General features: G+C 72.3%; 18 protein-coding genes. 11 read left to right on the top strand and 7 right to left on the bottom strand.

What is annotated here, in order from left to right; all coding sequences use genetic code 11:
* Nucleotides 1-93 precede the first annotated feature (93 nt).
* The gene (locus IE274_RS20330) at nucleotides 94-282 is read left to right on the top strand and encodes a DUF4236 domain-containing protein (RefSeq protein ID WP_190117249.1); all 189 of its coding nucleotides are present in this window, start codon (nucleotides 94-96) and stop codon (nucleotides 280-282) included.
* A 12-nt stretch (nucleotides 283-294) separates the two neighbouring features.
* Here IE274_RS20330 and IE274_RS20325 read toward each other — a convergent pair whose 3' ends face one another.
* From IE274_RS20325 to IE274_RS20315, 3 genes are all read right to left on the bottom strand, one after another.
* Nucleotides 295-1821 carry a glycoside hydrolase family 5 protein gene (locus IE274_RS20325; protein WP_190117248.1) on the bottom strand — a complete coding sequence of 509 codons (1527 nt, stop codon included), beginning with the start codon at nucleotides 1819-1821 and terminating at the stop codon, nucleotides 295-297.
* Nucleotides 1822-1949: 128 nt separating this feature from the next.
* On the bottom strand, nucleotides 1950-2747 hold the full coding sequence (locus IE274_RS20320; protein ID WP_190117247.1) for an inositol monophosphatase family protein: 798 nt from the start codon (nucleotides 2745-2747) through the stop codon (nucleotides 1950-1952).
* A 14-nt stretch (nucleotides 2748-2761) separates the two neighbouring features.
* A complete protein-coding gene (locus IE274_RS20315; protein ID WP_190117246.1) occupies nucleotides 2762-3490 on the bottom strand; it encodes a TetR/AcrR family transcriptional regulator in 729 nt (242 codons plus the stop codon).
* A gap of 93 nt (nucleotides 3491-3583) precedes the next feature.
* Between IE274_RS20315 and IE274_RS20310 the strand changes: the two genes are divergently transcribed.
* From IE274_RS20310 to IE274_RS20300, 3 genes are all read left to right on the top strand, one after another.
* Nucleotides 3584-4306 (top strand): NAD(P)-dependent oxidoreductase, encoded by a 723-nt coding sequence (locus IE274_RS20310; RefSeq protein ID WP_190117245.1) that lies wholly within the window; start codon nucleotides 3584-3586, stop codon nucleotides 4304-4306.
* 365 nt (nucleotides 4307-4671) lie between these two features.
* Complete coding sequence (locus IE274_RS20305; RefSeq protein ID WP_190117244.1) at nucleotides 4672-6723, top strand: hypothetical protein; 2052 nt, start codon at nucleotides 4672-4674, stop codon at nucleotides 6721-6723.
* A gap of 39 nt (nucleotides 6724-6762) precedes the next feature.
* On the top strand, nucleotides 6763-7194 hold the full coding sequence (locus IE274_RS20300; RefSeq protein ID WP_190117243.1) for a hypothetical protein: 432 nt from the start codon (nucleotides 6763-6765) through the stop codon (nucleotides 7192-7194).
* 63 nt (nucleotides 7195-7257) lie between these two features.
* Here the strand turns inward: IE274_RS20300 and IE274_RS20295 are convergent, their stop codons facing one another.
* On the bottom strand, nucleotides 7258-7725 hold the full coding sequence (locus IE274_RS20295; RefSeq protein WP_190117242.1) for an NUDIX hydrolase: 468 nt from the start codon (nucleotides 7723-7725) through the stop codon (nucleotides 7258-7260).
* A 139-nt stretch (nucleotides 7726-7864) separates the two neighbouring features.
* Between IE274_RS20295 and thpR the strand changes: the two genes are divergently transcribed.
* Nucleotides 7865-8461 carry an RNA 2',3'-cyclic phosphodiesterase gene (gene thpR / locus IE274_RS20290; RefSeq protein WP_229909681.1) on the top strand — a complete coding sequence of 199 codons (597 nt, stop codon included), beginning with the start codon at nucleotides 7865-7867 and terminating at the stop codon, nucleotides 8459-8461.
* A 132-nt stretch (nucleotides 8462-8593) separates the two neighbouring features.
* Here thpR and IE274_RS20285 read toward each other — a convergent pair whose 3' ends face one another.
* The 3 genes from IE274_RS20285 to IE274_RS20275 form a co-directional block, all read right to left on the bottom strand.
* Nucleotides 8594-11629 (bottom strand): 3-keto-alpha-glucoside-1,2-lyase-like domain-containing protein, encoded by a 3036-nt coding sequence (locus IE274_RS20285; RefSeq protein ID WP_190117240.1) that lies wholly within the window; start codon nucleotides 11627-11629, stop codon nucleotides 8594-8596.
* A gap of 190 nt (nucleotides 11630-11819) precedes the next feature.
* Nucleotides 11820-13292, bottom strand: coding sequence for a hypothetical protein (locus IE274_RS20280; RefSeq protein ID WP_190117239.1), 1473 nt, complete (start codon nucleotides 13290-13292; stop codon nucleotides 11820-11822).
* Between the two features lie 125 nt (nucleotides 13293-13417).
* The gene (locus tag IE274_RS20275; protein ID WP_190117238.1) at nucleotides 13418-14620 is read right to left on the bottom strand and encodes an aromatic ring-hydroxylating oxygenase subunit alpha; all 1203 of its coding nucleotides are present in this window, start codon (nucleotides 14618-14620) and stop codon (nucleotides 13418-13420) included.
* 403 nt (nucleotides 14621-15023) lie between these two features.
* On the opposite strand from IE274_RS20275, the gene IE274_RS20270 reads away from it, so the two are divergent.
* The 6 genes from IE274_RS20270 (at nucleotide 15024) to IE274_RS20245 (ending at nucleotide 22869) form a co-directional block, all read left to right on the top strand.
* Complete coding sequence (locus IE274_RS20270) at nucleotides 15024-16535, top strand: glycoside hydrolase family 3 protein (RefSeq protein ID WP_190117237.1); 1512 nt, start codon at nucleotides 15024-15026, stop codon at nucleotides 16533-16535.
* Between the two features lie 952 nt (nucleotides 16536-17487).
* Entirely contained in the window at nucleotides 17488-18513 is a 1026-nt protein-coding gene (locus IE274_RS20265) for a YbiU family protein (RefSeq protein ID WP_190117236.1), read from the top strand.
* A gap of 20 nt (nucleotides 18514-18533) precedes the next feature.
* The gene (locus IE274_RS20260) at nucleotides 18534-19841 is read left to right on the top strand and encodes a DUF6271 family protein (protein WP_190117235.1); all 1308 of its coding nucleotides are present in this window, start codon (nucleotides 18534-18536) and stop codon (nucleotides 19839-19841) included.
* A gap of 18 nt (nucleotides 19842-19859) precedes the next feature.
* Entirely contained in the window at nucleotides 19860-21077 is a 1218-nt protein-coding gene (locus tag IE274_RS20255) for a type III PLP-dependent enzyme (RefSeq protein WP_190117234.1), read from the top strand.
* Nucleotides 21074-21628 (top strand): GNAT family N-acetyltransferase, encoded by a 555-nt coding sequence (locus IE274_RS20250; protein ID WP_190117233.1) that lies wholly within the window; start codon nucleotides 21074-21076, stop codon nucleotides 21626-21628. The genes IE274_RS20255 and IE274_RS20250 overlap by 4 nt, the downstream gene beginning before the upstream one ends.
* Nucleotides 21629-21636: 8 nt before the next feature.
* Nucleotides 21637-22869 (top strand): MFS transporter, encoded by a 1233-nt coding sequence (locus IE274_RS20245; RefSeq protein WP_190117232.1) that lies wholly within the window; start codon nucleotides 21637-21639, stop codon nucleotides 22867-22869.
* The last annotated feature ends 17 nt before the right edge of the window (nucleotides 22870-22886 follow it).

The following is a 22886-nucleotide window of genomic DNA, read 5'->3' as shown; positions in this document are numbered from 1 at the left end:
CAGGGCGGGGTGCGTGCGCCAGGGTGTTCGGGACGGGGTATGCACCGCGCCGGAGCAACTCCCGGTACGGTCATAGGAGTTCGAGGGGGAGCCATGTCCATCACGTTCCACAAGTCGTTCCGGATCTTTCCGGGTGTCCGACTGAAGATCAACGGCCGCAAGTGGTCGATCACGCTGGGCGGGAAGCACGGGCACCACACCATCAACTCCGACGGACGGCGCGAGTCGTCGCTGCATCTGCCGGGGTCGATCAGGGTGCGGCGCGACCACCACCGCCACTGAGAGCGGGCAGTCTCAGTCACGTCCGGCGGCGCCCGGCCGTACCGTCACGACCACGTCGGTACCGCCGGGCGCCCCAGCCCACACCTGCCGGGCCCGCCCGGGCGCCACGCTCCGCGTACTGACCCACGCCTCGCGGCCCGACACGGCGATCCGCCACCCGCCGGCGCTCGGCGGCAGGGACAGCAACGTGGTGTCCGGCCGCTTCGCCGCCCGGTAGGCGAGGCGGTACGTGCCGCGTCGCACGTCGTGGGCCTCGGCCCGCACCGCGCCCGCGACCGCAGGGGCGTACGGCGTGGCGGTGCGCTCCTTGTTCGTACGGAAGCGGCCGTCGCCGTCGAGGGCGCAGTAGCCGCCGCCGTAGCACCAGACGTACGCCGCCCACCCCGACGCGTAGCGGGTGAACGAGGCGAGGGCGTCGTCGTGGAAGCGGCGCATGTTCGGCAGTCCGCTGTTCAGCGGGCCCCACTCCCCCACGACGACCGGGATCGACTGCTGGCGCGGGTAGGCGGTGACGGCGTTCTCGTACGCCGTGATCCAGCCCGCGGCGGGGTCGTAGTCGGCGCCCGCCTCCATCGCGGCGTTGTAGAAGTGCGGGGCGTACACGACCCGTTTGTCCCGGATGCGGCCGAGGCCGGTGGGCACGCCTTCGCCGACGATCGGGGTCGGCTCGACGAACAGCCAGTTCTCGCGGTCCTGGGTGCGGATGGCGGCGGCGAGGCGGTTGTACATCGGGGTGAGGTGCGTGGCCTCGATGCGGCGGGCGGCGGTCGCCAAGTCCTCGCCCGCGCGCAGCTCCCCCATCGGTTCGTTGATCAGGTCGTAGCCGAGGACGGCGGGGTGGGTGCCGAAGCGGTCGGCCAGCAGGCGCCACATGCGTTCCTGGGCGCGGCGCAGGTCGGCGTCCTCGTAGAGGTGGGTGAAGGCGCACTGGACGGCGGGCTCGAAGTACTCGGAGAACCAGTCGTCGGGGTGCGGCGTGAACGGCAGGCCGTCGGTGCGGGTCGCCCACGCCGGGATGCCGCGGTGGCCGAACGCCGGCCCGAAGACGTCCTGGTGGGCGTCGATGAGGACGTGGATCCCGTAGGTGTCGGCCCAGTCGAGGATCCGGCGGATCTTGCGCAGGTACGCCTCGCTGTACTGGCCGCGCCGCGGCTCCAGGTCGTCCCAGAAGACCAGCAGACGGGTGAAGTTGAAGCCGTTGGCGCGCAGGTCGGCGAAGTGCCGTTCGGTGATGGCGCTGAGGGCGTCCGGGCCGGTGTGCTGTTTGTCCTCGACGTTCCAGCCGCGCAGGGTGAGGGTGCGGCCTCGGTCGTCGGTGAGACGGGGGATGGTGCCGGCGGCCGGGGTGGCGGACCCGATCCCGGCGCCGCCTCCGGCAGTCGAGCCACCGCGTACGCGCCCTTCGGCCGATGCCAGGCCCGCGCCCAGCAACGCGGTGACGAGCAACGCGACCAGGGCCGCCAGGCCGAGGCGGCGCGTGCGTCGCCCCCCGCCCGTGACGCACGAACTCTCTCCCAGGACGCGCGAGCGTTCACCCATGGCGCACGAGCCTACGTCCCGCACCGCAGTACCGGACCACCCCGATCCAGCCGGTCGTTCGTACCTATGGCTGTCGCCGCCCAGTCGTCCACGTCGACGTACTCGTGACCCGCCTCGTTGAGGCCGCGTCAGCCTCCGCCGCGGATCATCGACATGAGCTGCCCGTGGGTGTCGGCGTCGGCGGCTGCGAGCAGTCCGCGACCTGCCTGCCCGAGCGGGGCGCCGTCGATCCCCGTGACGACGCAGCCCGCGGCCCGGCAGAGTGCGATCCCGGCGGCGAAGTGGACGCTCCCTGAGAGGTCACCGCCGTCGGTGACGTACGCGGCCCGTTTGCCGGCCGCGACCCAGGCCAGCGCCAGCGTGGTGGACACGACCCGTGGCCGGAACCGTGCGCTGAAGTCGGGGTGGGCGAGCAGGTCGACGGCCCGGAACCCGGGTGCGCCCGGGAACGGCGGATCGAGGTTGACGTCCACCAACTGCGTGGCGGGCGTCGGCACCAGCGGGGCGTCGGCGCCGTCCTGCCGCACCCAGGCGGACGTGCCGTCGGTGCCGAACACCTCGCCGCTGAACGGGTCGGCCACCGCCGCCGCTCCGCCGCGCAGTGCCACGTTGACCGCCACCAGCATGCTGCCGACGGCGTAGTTCAACGTCCCGCACAAGGGGTCCACCAGCCACCGGCGCTCGGCGTCGGCGGCGCCGTGCCGGCCGCCCTCCTCGCCGAGCACCGCGTCCTCGGGCCGGGCGGTCCGGATCACGTCGAGGATCGCCTGCTCCGCCTGGATGTCGGCGGCGGTGGCGAAGTCCCCGTCGCCCTTGTCGACGCGCGTGAGCCGCTGACCGTACAAGGTCCGCACCACGTCCGCGCCGGCACGCGCCCCGGCTATCGCCACCTCGGCGTCATCAGAACCCGCAGATGAGTTGATCATGTCGCGCAGACCACCTAGGCTCTCGCGCTCCCGTCCGGGTGCAGGGCGTCGAGGATGAGGGTGAGGCCGAAGGTGAACTCGTCGGCGTAGTCGTAGCCGGGCTTGAGGGCGTGCTCGGTGGCGAGCTCGGTGAGGTGGGGGTAGGTGTCGGCCGGCAGGTCACTCAGGAGGGCGCCCGCGGCCTCGTCCCGTTCCGCCGAGTCGCTGAACGGCAGGCTCAGCTCCTGGATCACGAAGCCGTACAGATAGCTGTCGATCAGCGAGACGGCGTGCGCCGTCATCGCGACGGAGAAGCCTCCGGCGCGCAACGCGCCGATGACCGCGTCGTGGTGGCGCAGGGTCGCCGGGCCGGGCCGGGAACGGGAGTCCATCAGGGCGACGGCCCAGGGGTGGCGCCGGAGCACGGTGCGGGCGGAGGCCGCGCGGTGGCGCATGGCGCTCTTCCAGTCCGTGTCGCGCGGCGGCAGGTCGATCTCGCCGAACACCACGTCCACCATGCCGTCGAGGACGTCCTCCCGGCCCGCGACGTGGTGGTAGAGCGACATCGCCTCGACGCCCAGCGGTTCGGCGACGGCCCGCATGGTGAGCGCGGCCGGACCCTTCTCGTCCGCGACCGCCACCGCCGCACGGATCACCCGCTCACGGCTGAGCGGAGTGCGCTCAGTACGCGAAGTGCGCTCAGTGCGCTCAGTGCGCTCAGTGCGCGCCGGAGTCTCGCGCCGCCCTTTGCCCGTCTCAGGCATGCGTACCTCCTCAGCACTCCCCTTGACCGCCTTACAGCATAAGGCTAGCTTGCCTTACACCATAAGGTCCGCATTCCGGCGAAGGGCTGCGCCATGGACACGGATCACGTGAAGAAGGTCTGCGTCATCGGGGCTTCGGGGAAGCTCGGCCAGTACCTGGTCCGGCACGCGCTGGAGCGCGGTTACGAGGTGGTCGGCGTGTGCCGGGAGCGCAGCATGCCGAAGCTGACCGCGTTCGAAGGCCGGATGACCGTCGTCCCCGGGCCCACGGACGACCCGGAGGTGATCCGGCGGGCGGTCGCCGGGTGCGACGGGGTGCTGACGGTCCTTGCGCCCTGGGGCGTGCGGCAGTACGCGTCGGGGACGGCGCAGGCGGTCCTCGACCACGCGCGGCCGGGCGCACGCCTGGTCTTCTCCTGCGGCTGGCACATCACGCGCGACGGCAAGGACCGGTACACGCGGATGTTCACCCTCGGCGTCCGTGTGGCCGCCCTCCTGGGCAAGCTCGTCCGCGCCGTCGAGATCGACGACCAAGTCGAGGCGTGCCGCCGGGTGTTCGCCAGCGACACCCGGTGGACCGTGGTGCGCGGCAGCACCCTGAAGGAGGGCGACAGCCAGGGCCTGCCCGTGTGGAGCCGACACGTGGGCGACCCGATCCTGGCCAGCGACCTGACGCGCCGGGTGGACTTCGCACTGTTCATGGTCGAAGCCCTCATCGACGACGCGCTCGTCCAGGAGGCCCCGGCGATCGTCGGCCGTCTCACCCCGAGCGCCCTCGCCCACCGCGGCGGCTCCCCCGACATCCCCGCCTCCTGACCGGGCGCTCCGCGGGGCCATGCGGCCAGGTATCCCCTTCCGGCACGTGCGGGCCGGTGGCGTCCAGGTGGAACATCCAGCAGTACCCACACGCGGCAGCACGCACTCCCGCCCCATCAGAGGGCGCTTCCCGCCCTGCGTGAGCGCTCCACTGACCCCTTCACTGCCACCGCCCGACCGCGCCTCGCCACGGGCCTCCTTGCGCTCGGCCACGGCTGCTAGCTTCACGACGTCGGCGGCGTGGCGCATCGGGGGAGGCGGCGTTGATGGGCGAAGGCACGCATGGTGGCACGGAGGAAGCGCGCGGCACGGGTGAGCGGGGCTCGGAGGTGGTTGCCTCCGCAGGGGCGGAGGCGGCTGCGGCCGTGACTGCCACCGAAGCCACGGACTTGGCTGCCACCACCGCCTCGGGCCTGGCTGTAGACGAGGCCTCGGAGGCGGCCGGCGACGCGGCCGAGCATCTCGCCGCGGCGATCGGTACGGACGCCTGGCCCGTCGCCCGGGACGGGGCGGCCGCCCTCCTCGGGGAAGCGGGACGATCGGCGACCGAGCGGGTCCAGGCGTGGGCCGCGGAGGCCGAGCGGCTCGACGGCGCGGCGCGGGACGACTTCCTGTTCGACACGGTGCCCGGCTGGGAGGGGGCGTTGACGTCGGCACTCACTGGGCATCCCCAACGGAGCGCTCAGGCACGGCAGTTCACGGAGATGGTACGTGCGCTCCTGACGTCGCCGGGCGCGGCGGAGACGGCGGAGACAGGAGCCACGCAGGTCGCCACCGCCACGGATCACGGCACGGTCAACGCCGTTCAGAACGGCAACATTTACCACCAAGTCGTGCTCGGCCAGGTTGCGCGGCCACGGCGGATGAGTCGGGGTGCCGCGGGGGCGGTGGCCGGTGTCGCGGGCCTGGGGGCCGCAGGGGCCGGGGTCGCGGTGGCACGGCGCTCCCTGGCCGAGGAGGCCGCCGAGGCGGGGGCGAATGATCTCCCGCAGGGACCGTTGGCCGACCCCGCCGCATCCGTCCATCCGCCTGATGCCACCGGCGGACCGCCGTCCGCACCGCCTGCCACGGGCGCCGGAGGCTCGGCGGGTGGCGGGGGCTCGGCGGGTGCCGGAGCGTCCGTCTCGGGCGGCTCCGTCGCCACCTCCGCCTCGACCGTGATCGGCAAGGCCGCATCGCTCCTCGGCGTGGGCGCCGGAGGGGTCGGGGTGCCGGCTGTCGTCACCGTGGTGACGGTCGTGGTCGTCGCCGTCACGACCGTGACCGTCGTCGTGACCCGCAACGTCGAGCGCGCCTCGTGCGACTCCGTCGTCAACGGCCGTTCCGCGCCGACGGTGTTGGCCGAGGCGGCCCGGCGCACGGGCCTGACGAGCTACCGCTTCACCGTCACCCGCGGCACGCACCGCGTGATCGGCGCGGCCGACCCCAGGGCCCGCTCCGCCTGGTTCACCCAACAGGTCGGCGAGGGACCGGCCGTGGCCGGAACCATCGAGCGGGGCAAGGTCACGCTGCCCAAGGCCACGACCGCTCCCGCCGGGGCGGACAACGGCCTGGTCCGGCCGGACGGTGCCTTCACCGACGCGGTCGACCCCACCGCCGCCGCCCGGCTGGTGCAGTCGGTGTCCACCGCCGAGCGCGCCGGCTGCGACTTCACGGGGACGTTGGCGGGGCCGCGCGGCAAGGCGTCGGAGCGGGCGCGGGCCACGAGGCGGGCGTGGGGTGGACCGGCCGGGACGGAGGGGAACGCGCCGGCAGCCGAGAAGATCGCGCCGGCGGCCGAGAAGCAGGACCTGACGGCCGCCACGAACGACACCCCAAGCCCACCCTTACCCACAACCCCACCCACAGCCCCACCCGCACCAGAGCCCTCGACACCCATACTCACACCAAAGCCCTCACCCCCCACACCCCCCGCCCTCACCTCGGCCCCCTTCACCGCACGCATCGACACCCGTGGACGCCTGGTCCGCCTCACCGTCTCCTCCGTGGGACAGCCGGGCGGCAGCCCCGCCCTCACCGCCCGCTATTCGCACTTCGGCCTCGACGTCACCCCGTCCGTACCGCCCACCCCCTCGGGGGCCGCGTCCTCCGGGCCCGGCTCCACCGACACCGCGCAGGTGAACGGGGACTGGGACGGGACCTGGACCATCGGCTCGGCCACGGGCTCCTTCGACGCGAAGCTGAAGGCGGACGGCGATCGCCTCACCGGCCGTCTCACCGTGCTCGGCACCGGCGGCTGCAACCTGGGCGGCGCCCTCACCGGCACGCTCAAGGACAACCGCATCACGTTCGGTTCGGGGTCCGGCACCGCGCCCATCACCTTCACCGGAACCGTCCACGGCGACTCGATGAAGGGCAAGTTCGCCACGGGCTGCCGGGGGGCGGCGGGCTGGTGGGACGCCCGGCGGGCCGACTGACGGCCCGGAGCAGCCACGCCCGACCCCAGGAGGACCCGTATGACTCCCGAATGGCTCGCCACCCTCGCTGCGGCAGGCGCCGCCGGGCTGGTCGGCGCCGCCGGTACGGACGCCTGGCAGACCACCCGCGACCGCTTCCTGCGCCTGTTCGGCCGGGACGACCCGGACCGCACCGATACGGCGGCCCGGCGTCTGGACGCGTTGCGGGAACTGGCGCGGCGGCCCGACGCCGAGGCGGACCTGGCGCAGGCCCGCCACGACTGGCGCGTCCTCCTCCAACGCCTCCTGGCGGAACACCCTGACGCGGCCGGGGAACTCCAGGCCGCGATCGCCGCCCTGGCACCGCCCGGGCACCCCACCACGACGACGTACCAGCAACACGGCCGGGCGGAGGGCCACGGGCGCGTCTTCATGAACCAGCACGGCGACCTGTCGGTGCGGGACGTGCGGCGCGAACCAGACGACGACTGACCGAGACGGCCCCGCACCACCGCCCCGACGCCCGAGGTCTGCCACCCGACGCCCACCGTCCGCTCAAGCGCCCAACAGCTCAGCCAGCCTCTCCAGAAACACCCGCTGCCCCGCCACGAGCCTGTCCCCGGCCCGGTCCAGCGGGAGCCACGCCACCCGGTCCAGCTCGGGGAACTCCTGGACGCGGCCCGAGCCGCGCGGCCACTCCATGCGGAACGTGCCCGGCACCACGGTCCCCGGGTCGAGGTCGGCCTCGACGGCCCAGACGGTCACCGTCTTCCCGCCCGTCTGCCGCGCCTCGCCCAGCGGCTGATAGGGCGCGGCGGGGGCGGGCAGGCCGAGTTCCTCCTCGAACTCGCGCACGGCGGCGGCCAGCGGTTCCTCGTCGTCGCCGTATTCGCCTTTGGGAATCGACCAGGCCGCCTGGTCACGGCGGGCCCAGAACGGGCCGCCCATGTGGCCGATGAGCACCTCGGGCGCGGGGCCCGGGTGGCGGTAGAGGAGCAGTCCGGCGCTGCGGCGGCCGGTCATGACATCGCGAGGCGTGAGGGCTGCATGCCGTCGGACCCTATGCCCGCGTCGGCCCTGGAGGGGGATGGGGCGCGCGTCCTTCGCGGTCACGGGCGGGGCCGATGGCCGTCGTGTCACCCGGGTGCGGTACGAACTCTGTGTGAACCAAGAGATCCCAGCCGAGACCGTGCGTGTGTTCATCGCGCTCTCCCCGCCCGACGACGCGAAGGAGGAACTGGCTCAGGAACTCGCCCCCGCCTACCGCGCGTATCCGCGGATGCGCTGGAACCGCATCGAGGACTGGCACATCACCCTGGCGTTCCTCGGCGAGGTCTCCCAGGCGGCGGTGCCGGTGCTGCGCCCGCCGCTGGCGGACCTCGCGGCCGCCCACCGCCCGCTCACGCTGGCCCTGCGCGGCGGCGGGCACTTCGACGAGCGGGTGCTGTGGAGCGGGATCGACGGTGATCTCGACGGGCTGTCCTTGCTCGCCACCGAGGTGCGAGCCGTGGTCAAGGAGTGCGGAATCAGCTTCGTGGAGCGGCCGTTGCGCCCGCATCTGACCCTGGCCCGGGCCCGCCGCGACACGCCTTCCTGCGCGGTCGAGGCCGCCGCCGGTCTGCGCGGGTTCACCGGCCGCCCCTGGCAGACCGAGCGACTGCACCTGGTCGCCAGCAACATCGGCCGGGGCCCGGGCCCCATCCGGTACCGCGACGTCGACGCCTGGAACCTCGGCGGCGACCGTCACCACGCCGGGTAGCCCACCGCGGGCCGATGCCCGGCCTGGTCGACCTGCCCGGCCTGGTCGACCAGGCCGCCGCCTCCTGGATGTCGCCGCTCGTCCGGCTCGTGGTGGATGTCCTCCCTCCGGAGTCCGCGACGCCCGCGCGGCCTACAGCGGCTGTATCGAAATGTTCCGGTACCGCACCGCGTTGGCGTGGTCCTGCAGCCGGATCGCTCCCGCCGTCGGGCCCTCCGCCTCCCCCGCTCCGGTCGGCCCGTCGATGGCCACGTCGTCGTGGACCTTGACGCCGTTCCACACCAGAGTGAGGCGGGCGTCCGCCGTCTTCTTGCCGTTGTCGTCGAAGCGGGCCGCGCGGAAGGAGATGTCGTAGGTCTGCCACGTCGCGGGTGGCCTGGCGGCGTTGCTGTCGGGTGCCTTCTTCTTGTAGATCGCGCCGGCCTCGTCGTTGGCCGGGGAGTCGTCGCCGTAGGAGTCCAGGATCTGGATCTCGTACCGCTCCTGCAGATAGACGCCGCTGTTCGCACGGTCCTGACCGGTCACGTCGGGCGGCAGCTTCGGCAGCCAGAACTCGACGTGCAGCTTGAAGTCCTGGTACGCCTCCTTGGTGCGGATGTCGCCGCAGCAGACCTCCATCGCGCGGTCCCCGACGAGCGGCCACTGGGGGGTGCGGCCGTCGGTGTGCTGCCAGGGCGAGCGGTCGGCGCCGTCGAAGAGGGTGGTCGTGGCCCCCTGCGGGTGGACGGCGAGCAGGTCCAGGTTCAGGTGGCCGGTGTCGCCGTCGTCATGGCGGTACGTGATGGTGTTGGCGCCCGCCCGCAGCTTCAGCCGCTCGGTCCGCGTGGACCACTTGTCCCAGGTCCCCGTGGACAGGAGCTTCGTCTGGCGCACCTTCGTGCCGTTGACGTGGACGCTCAACGTCTTGGTCCCGGCGGCCGGGTGCGGTCCGTTGGCGTAGCGCAGGCCGACGTCGTAGGTGCCCGCCTTCTTCGCCCGGACGTCGAAGGTGGTGCTGGCGCCCTTGGTGCCGTAGCCGTCGACGAAGCCGCTGCCGGAGTACGCGGCGTGGTTGTCGTTGGTCCTGGCGCCGCCGTCGAGCCGGGCTTCCTCCGCCTCGTAGCGGGACTGCGGGGCGGGCTGCGCGCCGGGGATGCGGTTCAGCGTGTACCACGCCTCGGTGCTCCACAGGCTCTTGCCGCCCTCGGCGGTGAAGGGGCGGGGCGAGCGTACGTGGACGACGCGGTCGGGCTTCAACCCCGGGATCTCCAGTGTGACCTTCCTGCGGTCGGACGAGAGCGTCGCCGAGCGCACCGGCAGGGTCTCCTCGTCGACCTTGGGGCCGCCGTAGGCCGCGGTCGGCACGTAGCGCCACTGCTCGACCTGGTAGCGGGCGGCGAGCTTGTCGGCCGTCGCCTGGGAGACGGGCTTGGTGTACTCCATCTCGAAACCGGTCCGCGTGGCGCGCATGGCCTTGATGTCGAAGGCGTCGTCGCCCTGGGGCGTCAGCTTCTGCAGGCCGTGCTTCAGCTTGCCCGGCTGGCCCCAGTTGCCACCGGCACCCAGACCACCGGCGTACAGAGCGCCGTCGGGACCCGTGCTGATCCGGTTGACCCCGGCCTCAAGTCCCTGGGTGAAACGGAAGACCGCGCCCTGGTACTCGCCGCCGACCTTCTCCAGGGACGCCCGCTGCACGCCTCCGTAGGTCACGTCGCCGAAGAGCAACTGCCCGGCGAAGGTGCCCTCCTTCAGCAGGATCGGGTTGCTCGGCGAGTTGCCGATCTCGTTCTGCGGCAGCCACAGCACGGGCCGCGTGACGGGCTTGTCGTCGTAAGGCCCGTCGGGGTTCGTGTGGTGGTTGAAGAAGCGGCCCTGTTTGACGTGCAGGAGCTTCGACGACGGCAGCCAGCCGCCCTGGTTGTCGGTGGCGAAGAGATCGCCGTCGGGTCCCCAGCCGATGCCGTTGGGGGTGCGCAGGCCGCCCGCGACGTAGGAGACCGCGCCGGTGTCGCGGTTGACCTTGATGGTGGTGCCGCGGTTCTTCGCGGGCTGCGGGTCGGTGGTGGCGCCGCCGAGGTTGATGGCGACGGACAGGTTCAGATAGAAGAAGCCGTCCCGGTAGAGCAGGCCGAAGGCGAACTCGTGGAAGTTCTTGCCGAACGGCCAGGTGGCGACGGTCTCGTACGTGTCGGTGACGTCGTCGCCGTTGGCGTCCTTGAGCCGGGTCAGCTCGTGCTTCTGGGAGACGTACAGCGACCCGTCGACGTACTTGAGGCCCATCGGTTCCTTGAGGCCCTCGGCGACCTTCTTGGTGGTCACCTTCTCGGGGCCGGTGCTGCCGGTGACGTTGTCGAGGAGGTAGACCTCGCCCTTGGTGTTGTCGGTGCCGCCCCAGGTGGCGACGGCGAGGCGGCCGTCGGGCAGCCAGTCCATCGCGGAGACCTGCGGCTCGAACCCCTTGGGCCTGAGGTCGGTGAGCCGGTAGTCGGGGTGGACGCCGGTCAGCGGCAGCCCGTCGCCCGGCGTCTCCGTGGAGTTCGCGCACTCCTTGCGGCCCGGCGCCGTGACGCGCACGACGCCCGCGTCGGTACTGAGCACCGAGTTCGGTACGACGGCGAAGTCACCGGCGCCAGGCGGCTTCCAGGAGAGCGTGACCTGCTGCTCCCCGCCTGCCTCGAAGTGCTCGATCAGCAGGGCGTGGTACCCGGCCGTCAGCTCGACCGTGCCCTCCTTGGGGCTCGGCCCGTGCTGGCCGTCGTGGTCGACGACCCGCTTGTTGTCGATCAGCAGCCGGGAGCCGTCGTCGCTGGTGAGGCGGAAGGTGTAGGTGCCGTCCCGCGGGACGTTGAGGTTGGCGATGGTGTGCGAGACGAAGTTGTCGGCGAGGCCGCCGAAGTCCCCGGCCTCCTTCCAGTCGATGACCGGCTTCAGCTCGTCGACGTTCGGGGTCTGCCCCGGCTTCAGCTCGCAGAGCTTCTGCAGCGGTTGCTGCATGTCGTAGACGCGCTGCGTGACCCCGGGCTCCTGGGGCGGGAGTTCGACGAAGGGGCTCGGATCGTCGGCGGTGGTGGCCGGGGCCGCCCAGGCGGCTCCGGTCACCCCCGTGGCCCCGGTGATCCCGGCGAGGAGGGACCCGACGGCCAATAAGCTCAGGCGAGTTCGGAGTCTTCGGTGCGACCGTGCGCTCATTGCTGCTCCCGGCAGGTGCTGAGGCGGGTGGAGTGGAGCGGGCGAATTGGGGCGGGACGCTAGTCAGCTTTCGTCGAAGCCGGAAGCCCTTGCGTGACAAAGAACGCGACTTTTTCTTGAGCCAGGACAAAGCGCGATCAGCCGCCGCTGCCCCGCCGCCCACGACCTCCCCTTGCTGCCGGGCCGGACGTCAGGGGGCGATCCCCACCCCCGGCACCCGCCCCCACACCCGCTCCTGCGCCGCCGTCATCGCAGGCCAGGCATGCCCGCCGGGCCGCGCCCGCACCCGTGAGGCGTACTCCCCCGGCACGAACCGGCGGTCATAGAAGCAGCCCGTCCCGTACGTCGCGTCGAAGTCGGGACACGAAGCGGCCACGGAAGCCGGAGTGGGCTTCTTGCCCTTGCGCACCCACCCGTCCAGCGCCGCAAGGGAGTTGGCGTACTCGGCCGCGCTCAGCCCGCTGTGCTCGTTCTCCCGCGTGAACGTCTGCACCAGGTGCCGGGCCCGGCCCGCGCCGCGCAGCGTGGCGCGGTAGGCCGCCTCGTGTTCGACGAAGGCGGTCGGATCGTCGATGGCGTGCAGGGTCAGTACGGGGATCGAGACCTTTCCGGTGAGGTCGGCGTCGTACGACAGGTCGCGGACCGCCGTGGGGTCGGCCGAGAATCGCTGGACCCCGGCGTTCAAGGCCTTGTCGTCGTGGGAGCCGACGTAGCGCACGCCCTTGTTGCTGAAGGGATTGCGGCCGCCTAGGCGCTTGTCGACGATGTCGCGGAAGGTGAAGGTCGCGAACTTCAGGTGGGATTCCAGGGTGCGTTCCGGGATCCGGGTGACGGCGCGGATGTCGTCGAGGTTGCGCTGCTGGCGAGCCGTGCGGTCCGCGGGGGCCGAGCTCAGGCCGGTGCACTCCTGCAGGCGGGCTTCGAGGTCGCCGCCCGTCATCGTCGAGTCCTTCGGCAGCCCGCTCCACAGCGGGTACGGGGGCTCGGACGGCCGGGGGTGGTTCCGGCAGTAGTACTGGTAGACGACGCGCAGGTCCACGCGGTAGTCGTAGCCCCGCGAGCCGCCCCCGAGGACGCCGTTGGTGAGCAGCGCGCCGTCGTAGGGGCGGCTGCCGCGCGAGCCGTACGTCTCCACGGCCTTGGCGGCGACGTCGCCTCCCCAGGACTGGCCGTGGAGGTAGGTCTTCCGCGGTTTGCGGAACTCGCGCACGAACAGCTTCCGCAGGTTCTCGGTGTCCTCGGCCGCCATCCGCGTGCCGTAGCCGCCGCGACGGTACGACGAGCCCGCCCACGCGTACCCCTCGTCCACCATCACCGACCAGCGGCCCAGGTCGTCGATGCTGCGCTGCGGATCGGAGCGTGCGCCGAGGTCCGGGCCGCCGTGCGCGTGCAGGACCAGCGAGCCGTTCCAGTTCCGGGGGACGGCGATCGTGTAGTACGCGCCCTGGGCGTCCTTGCCGGTGTAGCAGGTGGCCTTCGCGCCGATGCTCGTCGGGCAGTCCGCGGGGCGGGGCCCTCCCGGGTCGGCCGCGGTGGCAGGTGCGGGTCCGGCGAGGCCCGCCGTGAGGACCACGGCGACGCCACCGGCGAGGACGGAGGCGTACCCCCGCCGGTGGGATGTGCCGGAACGGCGTGGTCGTCGAGCGGTCAGCCAATTGCCCATGAGTCGTCCTTCCCCGGGCCTCCGGACGCGGCCCTCGCGCGGAGGGCTTGATGCTAGGCACGGGGGAAGTGAGGTTCGAGCGCTTGGCGATTGCGTTCATATTGATCAGAGCGCGGCCCCCTCGCTCAGGGCGTCACGGCGCCCACCCCCGCCAGGCGCTCCGCCAGATAACGCTGGAACTGCCACAGCGGGCGCTCCAGGTGCGAGAAGCGGCCGCCCGACGGCGCGGGGTCGGTGGCGAGGCCGCGTTGCACACCCCGGACGGCCACCAGGTCCTCCGCCTGGATGATCTCGAACTGCTGCCGGGACGCCTCCACATAGGCGTCGAAGCCGGGGCGCTGCCTGGCCTCCGCCGGGGCCAGTACGGTGACGAGCGCGTCGTGGGTGAGGGGGCCCGTGGGGACCCAGCGCACGAAGGTCACGCTGTCGGGCAGCAGGGCCATCGCCATGTTCGGGAAGACGCCCGCGACCGTCATGCCGGAGAGCTGGCGCAGGCCGAGGCCGGGGATGAGGGTGCCGACCAGCTCCCTGCCGTCCGGTCCCTGGGGGATCTCCATGTCGGGGGCGAACGGGGTGTACATGCTGAACCCGCGCCCCTCGCACTCGTCGACGACGGTGTCCTTGCCGGGGACGATCCGGTCGAGGGTGTTCGCGTGTGAGCCCATGTGGTGGTAGTTCTCCGAGCCGTTCTCGAACGCAACCTTCCAGTTCGCGGGGACGCCGTCCCAGCGGGCCGTGTACGCGACGACCAGGTCGTCGAGGCGGTACGGCGCCAGGGTGGCGTCCAGCGCGGTCAACTGCGGGGCGAGCGGTGCCGCGTCCGGGTCCGCGCTCACCATCAGCAGGCCGTGCCACACCTCCAGGCGGTACTGCGGGAGTCGGCAGGCGGCGCGGTCGAATTCGACCTTGTTCATCAGCGGGGCGCCCGCGAGCTGTCCCGCGAACTCGCCGTTCAGTCGGTACGTCCAGGTGTGGTAAGGGCAGGTGATCCGTTTGAGGGAGCCCTGGTCGGGGGTCGTCTCGGGCGGCAGTACGTCCATGAAGCGGTGCCTGCACACCCTCGACAGGGCGTGCAGGTCGCCGTGCTCGTCGCGCGTGATGACGAGGGGGACGCCCAGGTCGTCGACGCGCACATAGTCGCCGGGGCGGGAGACCTGGGAGACATGGCCGACGCACAGCCAGTCGCTCCGGAAGATGCGGTCCTTCTCCAGCTCGTGGAAGTCCGCGCTGGTGTAGGCCCGGGCGGGGAGCGTCTCACCGCGCTCCAGGGGCAATTCGGCGAGCCTGGCCAGTTCGTCGAGCAGGGAGGGAAGTCCGTCGTGCAGCATCGTGCCACCGCCTTCAGTCCGGGATCTCCTTTCATGCTCCGCCGCGGCCGGCGGAGCGGGATCGACAGCCTGAACGACATTCGGGTACATCCTTTGGCTGACCCGGGCAATCCGGATGTCCGATGCACGGGAGACAGGCAGTCGGCTTCACCTGCGCCCCACCTAAAAGGTCTAGGCCAATGATCGACGCCCGGGGCACGTGAGGCGAGGGCCAATACCGGCCAGACTCACTCCGCGACCATCCCGAAACCCCTGCCTGTGCAGCACATTTGAGCACACACCGGCATGGAACCACTCCTTGACGCGGTTGATTGGTATAGGCCAATATCCACCTCGTTCGCACCGCTTTCGCCGCGGTCGACCGATCCGCCGATCCCGCACCCCGCTCCTCCGGAGGTCCCTCATGGCAAGCGACAGCCACCCGCGCCTCACCCGGCTGGCCAACTCCGTGCTCCAACCGGGCTTCGCGGGCACCACCGCCCCGGACTGGGTGCGCCGCCGGATCGCCGACGGGCTCGCGTCCGTCGTGCTCTTCGGCCGCAACATCGAGAGCCCCGAGCAGGTCGCCGCGCTCACCGCGGCCCTCCGCGCGGAGAACCCCGACCTGATCGTCGCCATCGACGAGGAGGCCGGCGACGTCACCCGCATCGGCGCCCGCACCGGCGCCTCCTGGCCGGGGAACCTCGCGCTCGGCGCCATCGACGACCCCGACCTCACCGAGCAGGTCGCCCGCGACATCGGCCGCCATCTCCGGGCGATCGGCGTGTCGTTGGACTTCGCGCCCAGCGCCGACGTGAACTCCAACGCGATGAACCCGGTCATCGGGGTCCGCTCCTTCGGCGCGAGCACGGACGTGGTGGCCCGGCAGACCGCCGCCTGGATCCGCGGCCTGCAGTCCGTCGGCGTCGCCGCCTGCGCCAAGCACTTCCCCGGCCACGGCGACACCGACGTCGACTCCCACCACGGCCTGCCGCGGTTCACGGCCGACGCCGACGAGATCGCCCGGACCGCCCTGCCGCCGTTCGCCGCCGCGATGGACGCGGGCGTCCGCGCCGTCATGACCGCGCACATGCTCGTCCCGGCGCACGACAGCGAACTGCCCGCCACGCTCAGCGGCCCGATCATCAACGGCCTGCTGCGCGAGCAGCTCGGCTTCACCGGCCTGGTCGTCACCGACGGCATCGAGATGGGCGCCGTGACCGGCCCGTACGGCATCACCGGCGCCACCGTCCGGGCGGTCGCCGCCGGCGTGGACGCGGTGTGCGTCGGCGGCGAGAGCGCCGAGGAGTCCACCACCGTGGACCTCGCCGACGCCCTGGTGCGCGCGGTGCTCGACGGCACCCTGCCCGAGGAGCGCCTGACCGAAGCGGCCGCGCGCGTGGGCGAGTTCGCCACCTGGTCGGCCGCCCTCGCGCGGCAGGCGGACCCCGACGCGGACACGTCGGACATCGGCCTGGTCGCCGCCCGCCGCGCCGTGCGGGTGCATCGCAGCGGCAACGGCGCCGGACTCCCGCTCACGGCCGACCCACACGTCGTCGAGCTCTCCCCCACCATGAGCCTCGCCGTCGACGGCGCCACCCCGTGGGGCGTCGGCGAGCCGCTGCGCGCGCTGCGTCCGGGCACGACGTCGGTGCGCATCTCCGAGTCCGAGCTGACCGGCCAGGACGACCTCCTCGACCGCGTCGCGCTGGCCCCCGCGAACGGCCGGGACCTGATCGTCGTCGTCCGGGACGCGGCCCGGCACCCCTGGATGTCCCAGGCGCTCCAGGGCCTGGTGCGGCGCCGCCCGGACGCCCTGGTGGTGGAGATGGGAGTTCCCGCGGGCGAACAGGTCGGCGCGGTCCATCTCACGACGTACGGCGCCACCCGGGTCTCCGGCATCGCCGTCGCCGAGGTGCTCGTCGGCGCCTCCTGAGCGCCGGGGCGGCCCGGCCACGGGCCGCCCCGCAGCCGTCCGCAAGGCAGCCCGCAACCAGGCCCGTCCCAGGCACTCCGCGCGGCCCTCGGGGGCAGTTCGTGATGCCCTTTCGGGCAGCCCAAAGGGCACATCCAGGGGTCGCGCGCCTGGTCACTGACGCGCTAACGCACCCGGTTCGGGCGGGGGTTGACTTCGCCCTTGGTCTAGTCCATCTTTGGTGGAAACCGAAGCTGGTCTAGTCCACTACGGGAGGCGGGCGCCGGGCCCAGGAGTCCGGTGCGAACCCCGCCGAGGAGTGGCACGGCCCGCGTCGCGCGCCCACCGCGGCCTCTTGCCCCGGGAGCGGCGTCGAGTACGAGGAGGTAGCACCACCGGCTCTGTCGACCCCGAGCACCACGGCGCCCGCGCCACCGGCACGACAGTGCCCCGCAGCCCGCAAGCCCGCTGCCCCTCCCCCGCCATGCCGCTCGCCCCGGACGCACCTCGCCGAGCGCGCGGCCCGCGCATCACGGTCGAGCACCCTTGGACCGCGATCCGCCGTCACGTTCCGCACGCCATGCCACCACCGTGGCCCCGGACCGACCACCCCCACGCCACGGCAGCGCACCGACCGTCCGCCCCTCCCCCCGCACCCCGCGCACCATGCGGCGGGCGGGATACGAACCCGCACGCACCGAGACCTCGGACAGACCGGGGCACGTCGTTCGCGACGCCCCCGCGACCGGACGCCCGCGTCCGTCGCGGCGAGTGCCGCCCCGGTACCTCCGCCGGCCCGGCGGGCAGCGCTGCCCCCGGACCGCGACGACGGCAGCGCCTCGGCCGTTCTCGTCGCCGCCTCTCCAGCGAGGCCTCCCCCCACGCGCGGAACACCGAGCCGCGGCCCCCCTGCCCTTTCGCCGCGCCCACAAGTGCCGCTTCACCGCGTCCCAGCAGCCTTGGAGGACCCCGCATGTCCACCCCGTACGAATTCCTGCACCGCGCAGCGTCGGACCGCCCGTATTTCAGCTCGGACGGCGAGACGTACCTGGCGCAGTTCTCCCTCAACGAGATCAAGAAGACACACGCCCTGCGCGTCCTCACCGAGGAGCAGTTCGCCTCCTGGCAGGACTACGGCTACGTCGTGGTGGAGGAGGCGATATCCGCCGAGGCCGCGGGCCGCCTGCTCGACTTCACCTGGGAGTTCCAGGGACTTGACCGGTCCCGGCCCGACACCTGGTACGAGGAGCGGGAGTTCAGCACCGACCTGGAGCGGGACCTCTACATCTACGGCTTCGTGGAGGCGTACCACCACCAGCTGATCTGGGACAGCCGCCAGACGCAGCGGGTCTACGACGCGTTCGTGGACGTGTGGGACTGCGAGGAGCTGTGGGTGACCCTCGACCGGCTCAACCTCAATCCGCCGAACGTCAAGAACCGTGACCGCGCGCTGATCGCGCCCACGGAAGAGGGCTTCGACATCGAGCTGCACTGGGACGTCGACTCCACGCGCGGGGTGCTGCCGCAGCGGGTGCAGGGCATCATCGCGCTCCACGACACCCAGCCCGAGCTGGGCGGGTTCCAGTGCTCACCGGAGCTGTTCCACCGGTTCGACCGGTGGAAGCTCGACCAGCCCGCGGACCGCGACCCGATCCGCCCCAACGCCGACCGCGCCGAGTTCCCGGTGGTCCGGCCCGAGTTGAAGGCGGGCGACCTGCTGATCTGGAACGGCATGCTGGCGCACGGCGTCGCCCCCAACACCTCTGCCGACGGTGTCCGTTCGGTGCAGTACCTCTCCATGATGCCTGCGCTGGAGTCGAGCCACATCCTGCGCAAGTCACGGGTCGAGTCCTGGCGGAACCTCTCCACACCGGACTGGAACGCGACGCTCGTCGGTGACGCCACGCGGCACGAGTCGGAGCGCTACGGCACGGCCGAACTCACCGAGCTGGGCGAGAAGCTCCTCGGCCTCAGTTCCTGGCACGCCGACAACGCCTAGTGGTGAAGCGGAGAACCGCCATGCGCAAGATCTGCCTGACCCTGCCCACCAACCGGGCGTGCACCGCGATGATCGTGGCCCTGCTCCAGGAGGCGGCGTACGCGACCCGGACGTTCGACGTCGAGGTGCACGTACTGATCCTCGACTCCTCCGGCCCCGCCACCTTCGCCGAGCACGCCCGCGCCGCCCGGACGGCGCCCGCCGCCGGGGTCGTGGTCCACCACCTCGGCGAGGAGGCACAGCGGGACTTCCTGCGGGAGGTGATCGACGCCTCCGGCGCCGTGAAGCAGGACCTGCTGCTCGACCTGATGCTGCCCGCCGCCGTGTCGTACGGCGCCTGCACCAACCGGGCGTTCCTCATCGCCGCCGCGCTCGGCTGCGCGTCGGTGCACCGCAGGGACTCCGACAGCGACTACCAGGTCCTGAACGGCGAGCCCGTCTACCCCGTCCACCACGAGCTGATGTCCCTCGGCAAGCGCGCGGCCGACGCGGTCGGCGGTGTCACCGGGACCGACCTCGCGGCGGCGCACGCGGACAAGCCCGTGGTGCTCGTGGGCTCGTCGTTCATCGGTGAACTGTCTGTGGACATCGGCGAGATGCGCGACCTGGACCGCGAGGTCTACCACGACGTCGTCAGCCTGTGGGCGCCGTCGGACTGGACCACGGAGCAGAAGCGGGAGCTGGTCGACGAGTCCTTCCGGGGCGCCGGGCACGACCCGTTCACCGGCGACCGGGCGGACCTGACCCTGGTCGACCCGATGCGGGTCGACATGTGCAACATCAGCTTCCACCGGGTGCACGAGCAGGTGCCGCTGCCCCCGGCGACCGACACCATCGGCAGCGACTACTTCCTGCTGCATCTGGTGTACGACGCCACGCTGCCCGGAGTCGTGCACAACCGCAACATCGTGAACTTCTACACGGGCGAGCGCAGGACCGAGTCCGGCTTCGTCGCATATCAGAACAGATTCGTGAAGTTCTTCCTGTCGATGCTGTATCTGAACCATGTCTACCGCGAGATGACGGAGGCCGGGTCCGCGCTGCTCGACGAGCACCACGAGGTGCGCGTGGGGCGGATCGCCGAACTCGTCCGGGAGAGCACCCGGTTGGACACGGCGGAGAACGTGGCGCGGCTCGACGCCCTCGATCGTTCCTACCGCAGACTCGGCGGCAAGTACGCCGAGTTCGCCGACGCCCTGGCGCCCCGGCGCGGGCGGCTGCTCGACGAGGCACGGCAGGACATGGAGGACTTCGCGCTGCTCATCGAGACCTGGGCGGCGCTGGTCCGGGCGAGCGGGTCCACGAGCCTCAGCCGACTGCACGCGTAGCGGAACAGGGCATCCACCATGTACGAAACGACCAACCTGCGGGCGGCCCTGGCGGCCGCCACGGAGGACCAGATCGTCTACGACCTGCCCGGCATCGCGGAGCGCCACGACTCCCTGGTGCGTGAACTGCCGGGCGTGGCCGTCCGGTTCGCGATGAAGGCCTGCCCGGTCGACGAGGTGCTCTCCTGCCTCGCCGGGCGGGGCGCCGGTTTCGACGCGGCGAGCCCGCACGAGATCGCGCAGGCCCTCGGGACCGGCGCGTCGACGGACCGGATCCACTACGGCAACACCATCAAGTCCGACCGGCACATCGCCGAGGCGTACGACCTCGGCATCAGGGACTTCGCGACGGACAGCGTGGAGGACGTCCGCGCGATCGCGGCACTCGCCCCCGGCTCCCGCGTGTTCTGCCGCCTCGCCACCGACGGCGCGGGCGCCCTGTGGGGTCTCAGCCACAAGTTCGGCTGCTCCCCCGCCGACGCCCTGCGGGTGCTCTCGACGGCGCGGGCGTCGGGCCTGACGCCGTCGGGCCTGTCCGTGCACGTCGGCTCCCAGCAGATGACCGCGGAGTCCTGGTGCGACGCGTTCGACCGCATGGCCGACGTGCTCGCGGCCCTGGAGCGGCGCGGCATCCGCCTCGACCACATCAACCTGGGCGGCGGCCTGCCCGCCCTCGGCTACCGGGACCGGTACGGCAGGCCCCTCGACCCGCCCCTGGACAAGATCTTCGCCGTGATCCGCGAGGGCATGCAGCGGCTCCGGGCGGTGACCGGGACCCCGCTGGACTTCGTCATCGAGCCGGGCCGCTATCTGGTCGCCGACCACGGCGCCGTCCGCGCCCATGTGTCGCGGCTCTCCGCGCGCGAACAGATCACGGGTGAGCGCCAGCACTGGCTGTACCTGAGTTGCGGCAAGTTCAACGGCCTGTACGAGATGGACGCGCTGCAGTACACGCTGGTCTTCCCGGAGTACCGGGGCAGCGACTATGTCCCGGCCGTCGTCGCGGGCCCCACCTGCGACAGCGACGACGCGTACAGCCACGAGGGCAGCCTGGTGCACGTGCCGAGGAACGTCGCGTCGGGCGACCCGGTGTGGATCCTCTCCTGCGGCGCGTACGCGACGAGCTACACCACTCAGGGCTTCAACGGCTTCGGCCCGCTGCCCTATACGTGGATACGCGGCGAGGGCGACGCCGCCCCGCCCGTCGTGTCCTCGGCGGGAGGGCGCGCCGGATGACCCACGACGTACACGTCCGGCTGCGGCACATCGCCGACGGCGACTGGGACGGCATCGCGGCCCTGGAGGCTGCGGTGTACACGCCGCTCGGGCTCTCGGAGGGCCGGACCGCCCTGGAGTCGCGGGCGCGCGCCTCGCCGAGCACCTGCTTCGTGCTGGACTGCGCCGAGGGCCCGGCGGGGTATCTGCTCGCGCTGCCGTACCCGCCGTTCGAGTCGCCGGACCTGGCGCGGGCGGAGGAGTCCGCGCCCGCAGGCGCCCCCGGGGCATCCGCTCCCCCCGCCTTCCCCTCGGACAACCTGCACCTGCACGACCTCGTCGTCGCCGAGGACTTCCGTGGGCGCGGGCTCGCCCGGCGGCTCCTGCGGCACCTGGCGACGACGGCGCGGGCGCAGACGTACGAGCAGATCTCCCTGGTCGCCGTCGCGGGGAGCGAGACCTTCTGGTCGGCGCAGGGGTACCGGGCCCATCGGGAGATCCCGCTCCCGGGCAGCTACGGCACGGACGCGGTCTACATGTCCGCGGCGGTGCCGGAAGGACGAAGAGGCTGAAGACGCTGATGCAAAGATCACTCGTTCGCGATGAGTTCCGGCGCGCACAACTGGCCATCGCGGCGCTGTTCTGCGTCCTGGGCTTCCAGTACGCCACGTGGGCGGCGCGGCTGCCCGCGCTCAAGTCCGAGCTCGACCTGTCCGAGGCCGAGCTCGGGCTGCTCCTGATGGCCTGCGGGGTGGGCGCGGCGGCGTCCTTCCCGCTGGTCGCCGCGCTCACCAGACGCTGGGGCTCGCGGCGCCTCGCGCTGGTGTCGGCCCTGTTCCTCGGCGTGCTCCTGCTCGCCCTGGCCGCCGCGCCGAACTACCCGGTCGCCCTCGTCGTCATGTGCGCCGACGGCGTGGGCGTCGGCTGTCTGAACGTCGCCATGAACGCGCAGGGCGCCGCGCTGGAGGCCCGGCACGAGCGGACCGCCATGTCGCAGTTGCACGCGACGTTCAGCGCCGGATCGCTGGGCGCCGCGCTCCTCGCCTCCGGCATGAGCGCGCTGAGCTCGTCGGTGGCACTGCATTTCGGTGTCGCGACGGTGCTGGTCCTGTTGCTCACGCTGTTCGCGCAACCGGCACTCCTTCAGGACGAGAAGCCCGCCGACGCGGGTGCCGACGGGGCCGCCGAGCAGGACGCCGACGCATCCCGGCAGAAGACCAAGCGCGGCTGGAGCCTGCCCGCCCGCGTGACGCTGTGGATGGGCGGCGCCATGGTGTGCGGCACCGTCGCGGAGGGCGCCATGAACGACTGGTCGGCGCTGTACATGAAGGAGGTCGCCGACGCGTCGGCGCGCCTCGCGCCGCTCGGCATCGCCGTGGTCTCCGTCATGATGGTGCTCGCCCGGCTCTTCGCCGACGGCTGGCGCACCCGGTTCGGCGACGCCCGCGTCGTGCGCGTCGGCAGCCTCCTGGCCGCCGCGGGCCTCGCGTTCGCCCTCCTTGCCGGTGGCGTCGTACCGGCCCTGATCGGCTTCGCCTGCATGGGCCTCGGCATCGCGGCGGTCACGCCGTGCGTGTACGTGGCGGCGGCGCGGCAGGGTTCGGAGGCGCTGGCCCTGGTCGCCGCGATGGGTACGACGGGGCTGCTCGCCGGGCCGCCGCTCATCGGTTTCCTCGCCCACGGCACGAGCCTGGTCTGGGGCATGGCGGCGGTGGCGGTCTCGGCGTCGCTGGTGTCGGTGTTCGCGGCACGGATCAGCTGGCCTGCGGCTGCGGCGCCGGTGGCGGGTGCGGAGGCGGACGCGAAGGTGTGAGTGGGCAGGTGGGCCGC

Origin of the sequence: Streptomyces flavofungini, from assembly GCF_014650815.1 — a bacterium.
Classification (GTDB): domain Bacteria; phylum Actinomycetota; class Actinomycetes; order Streptomycetales; family Streptomycetaceae; genus Streptomyces; species Streptomyces flavofungini.
This window is presented reverse-complemented; position numbering and strand designations above follow the sequence as displayed.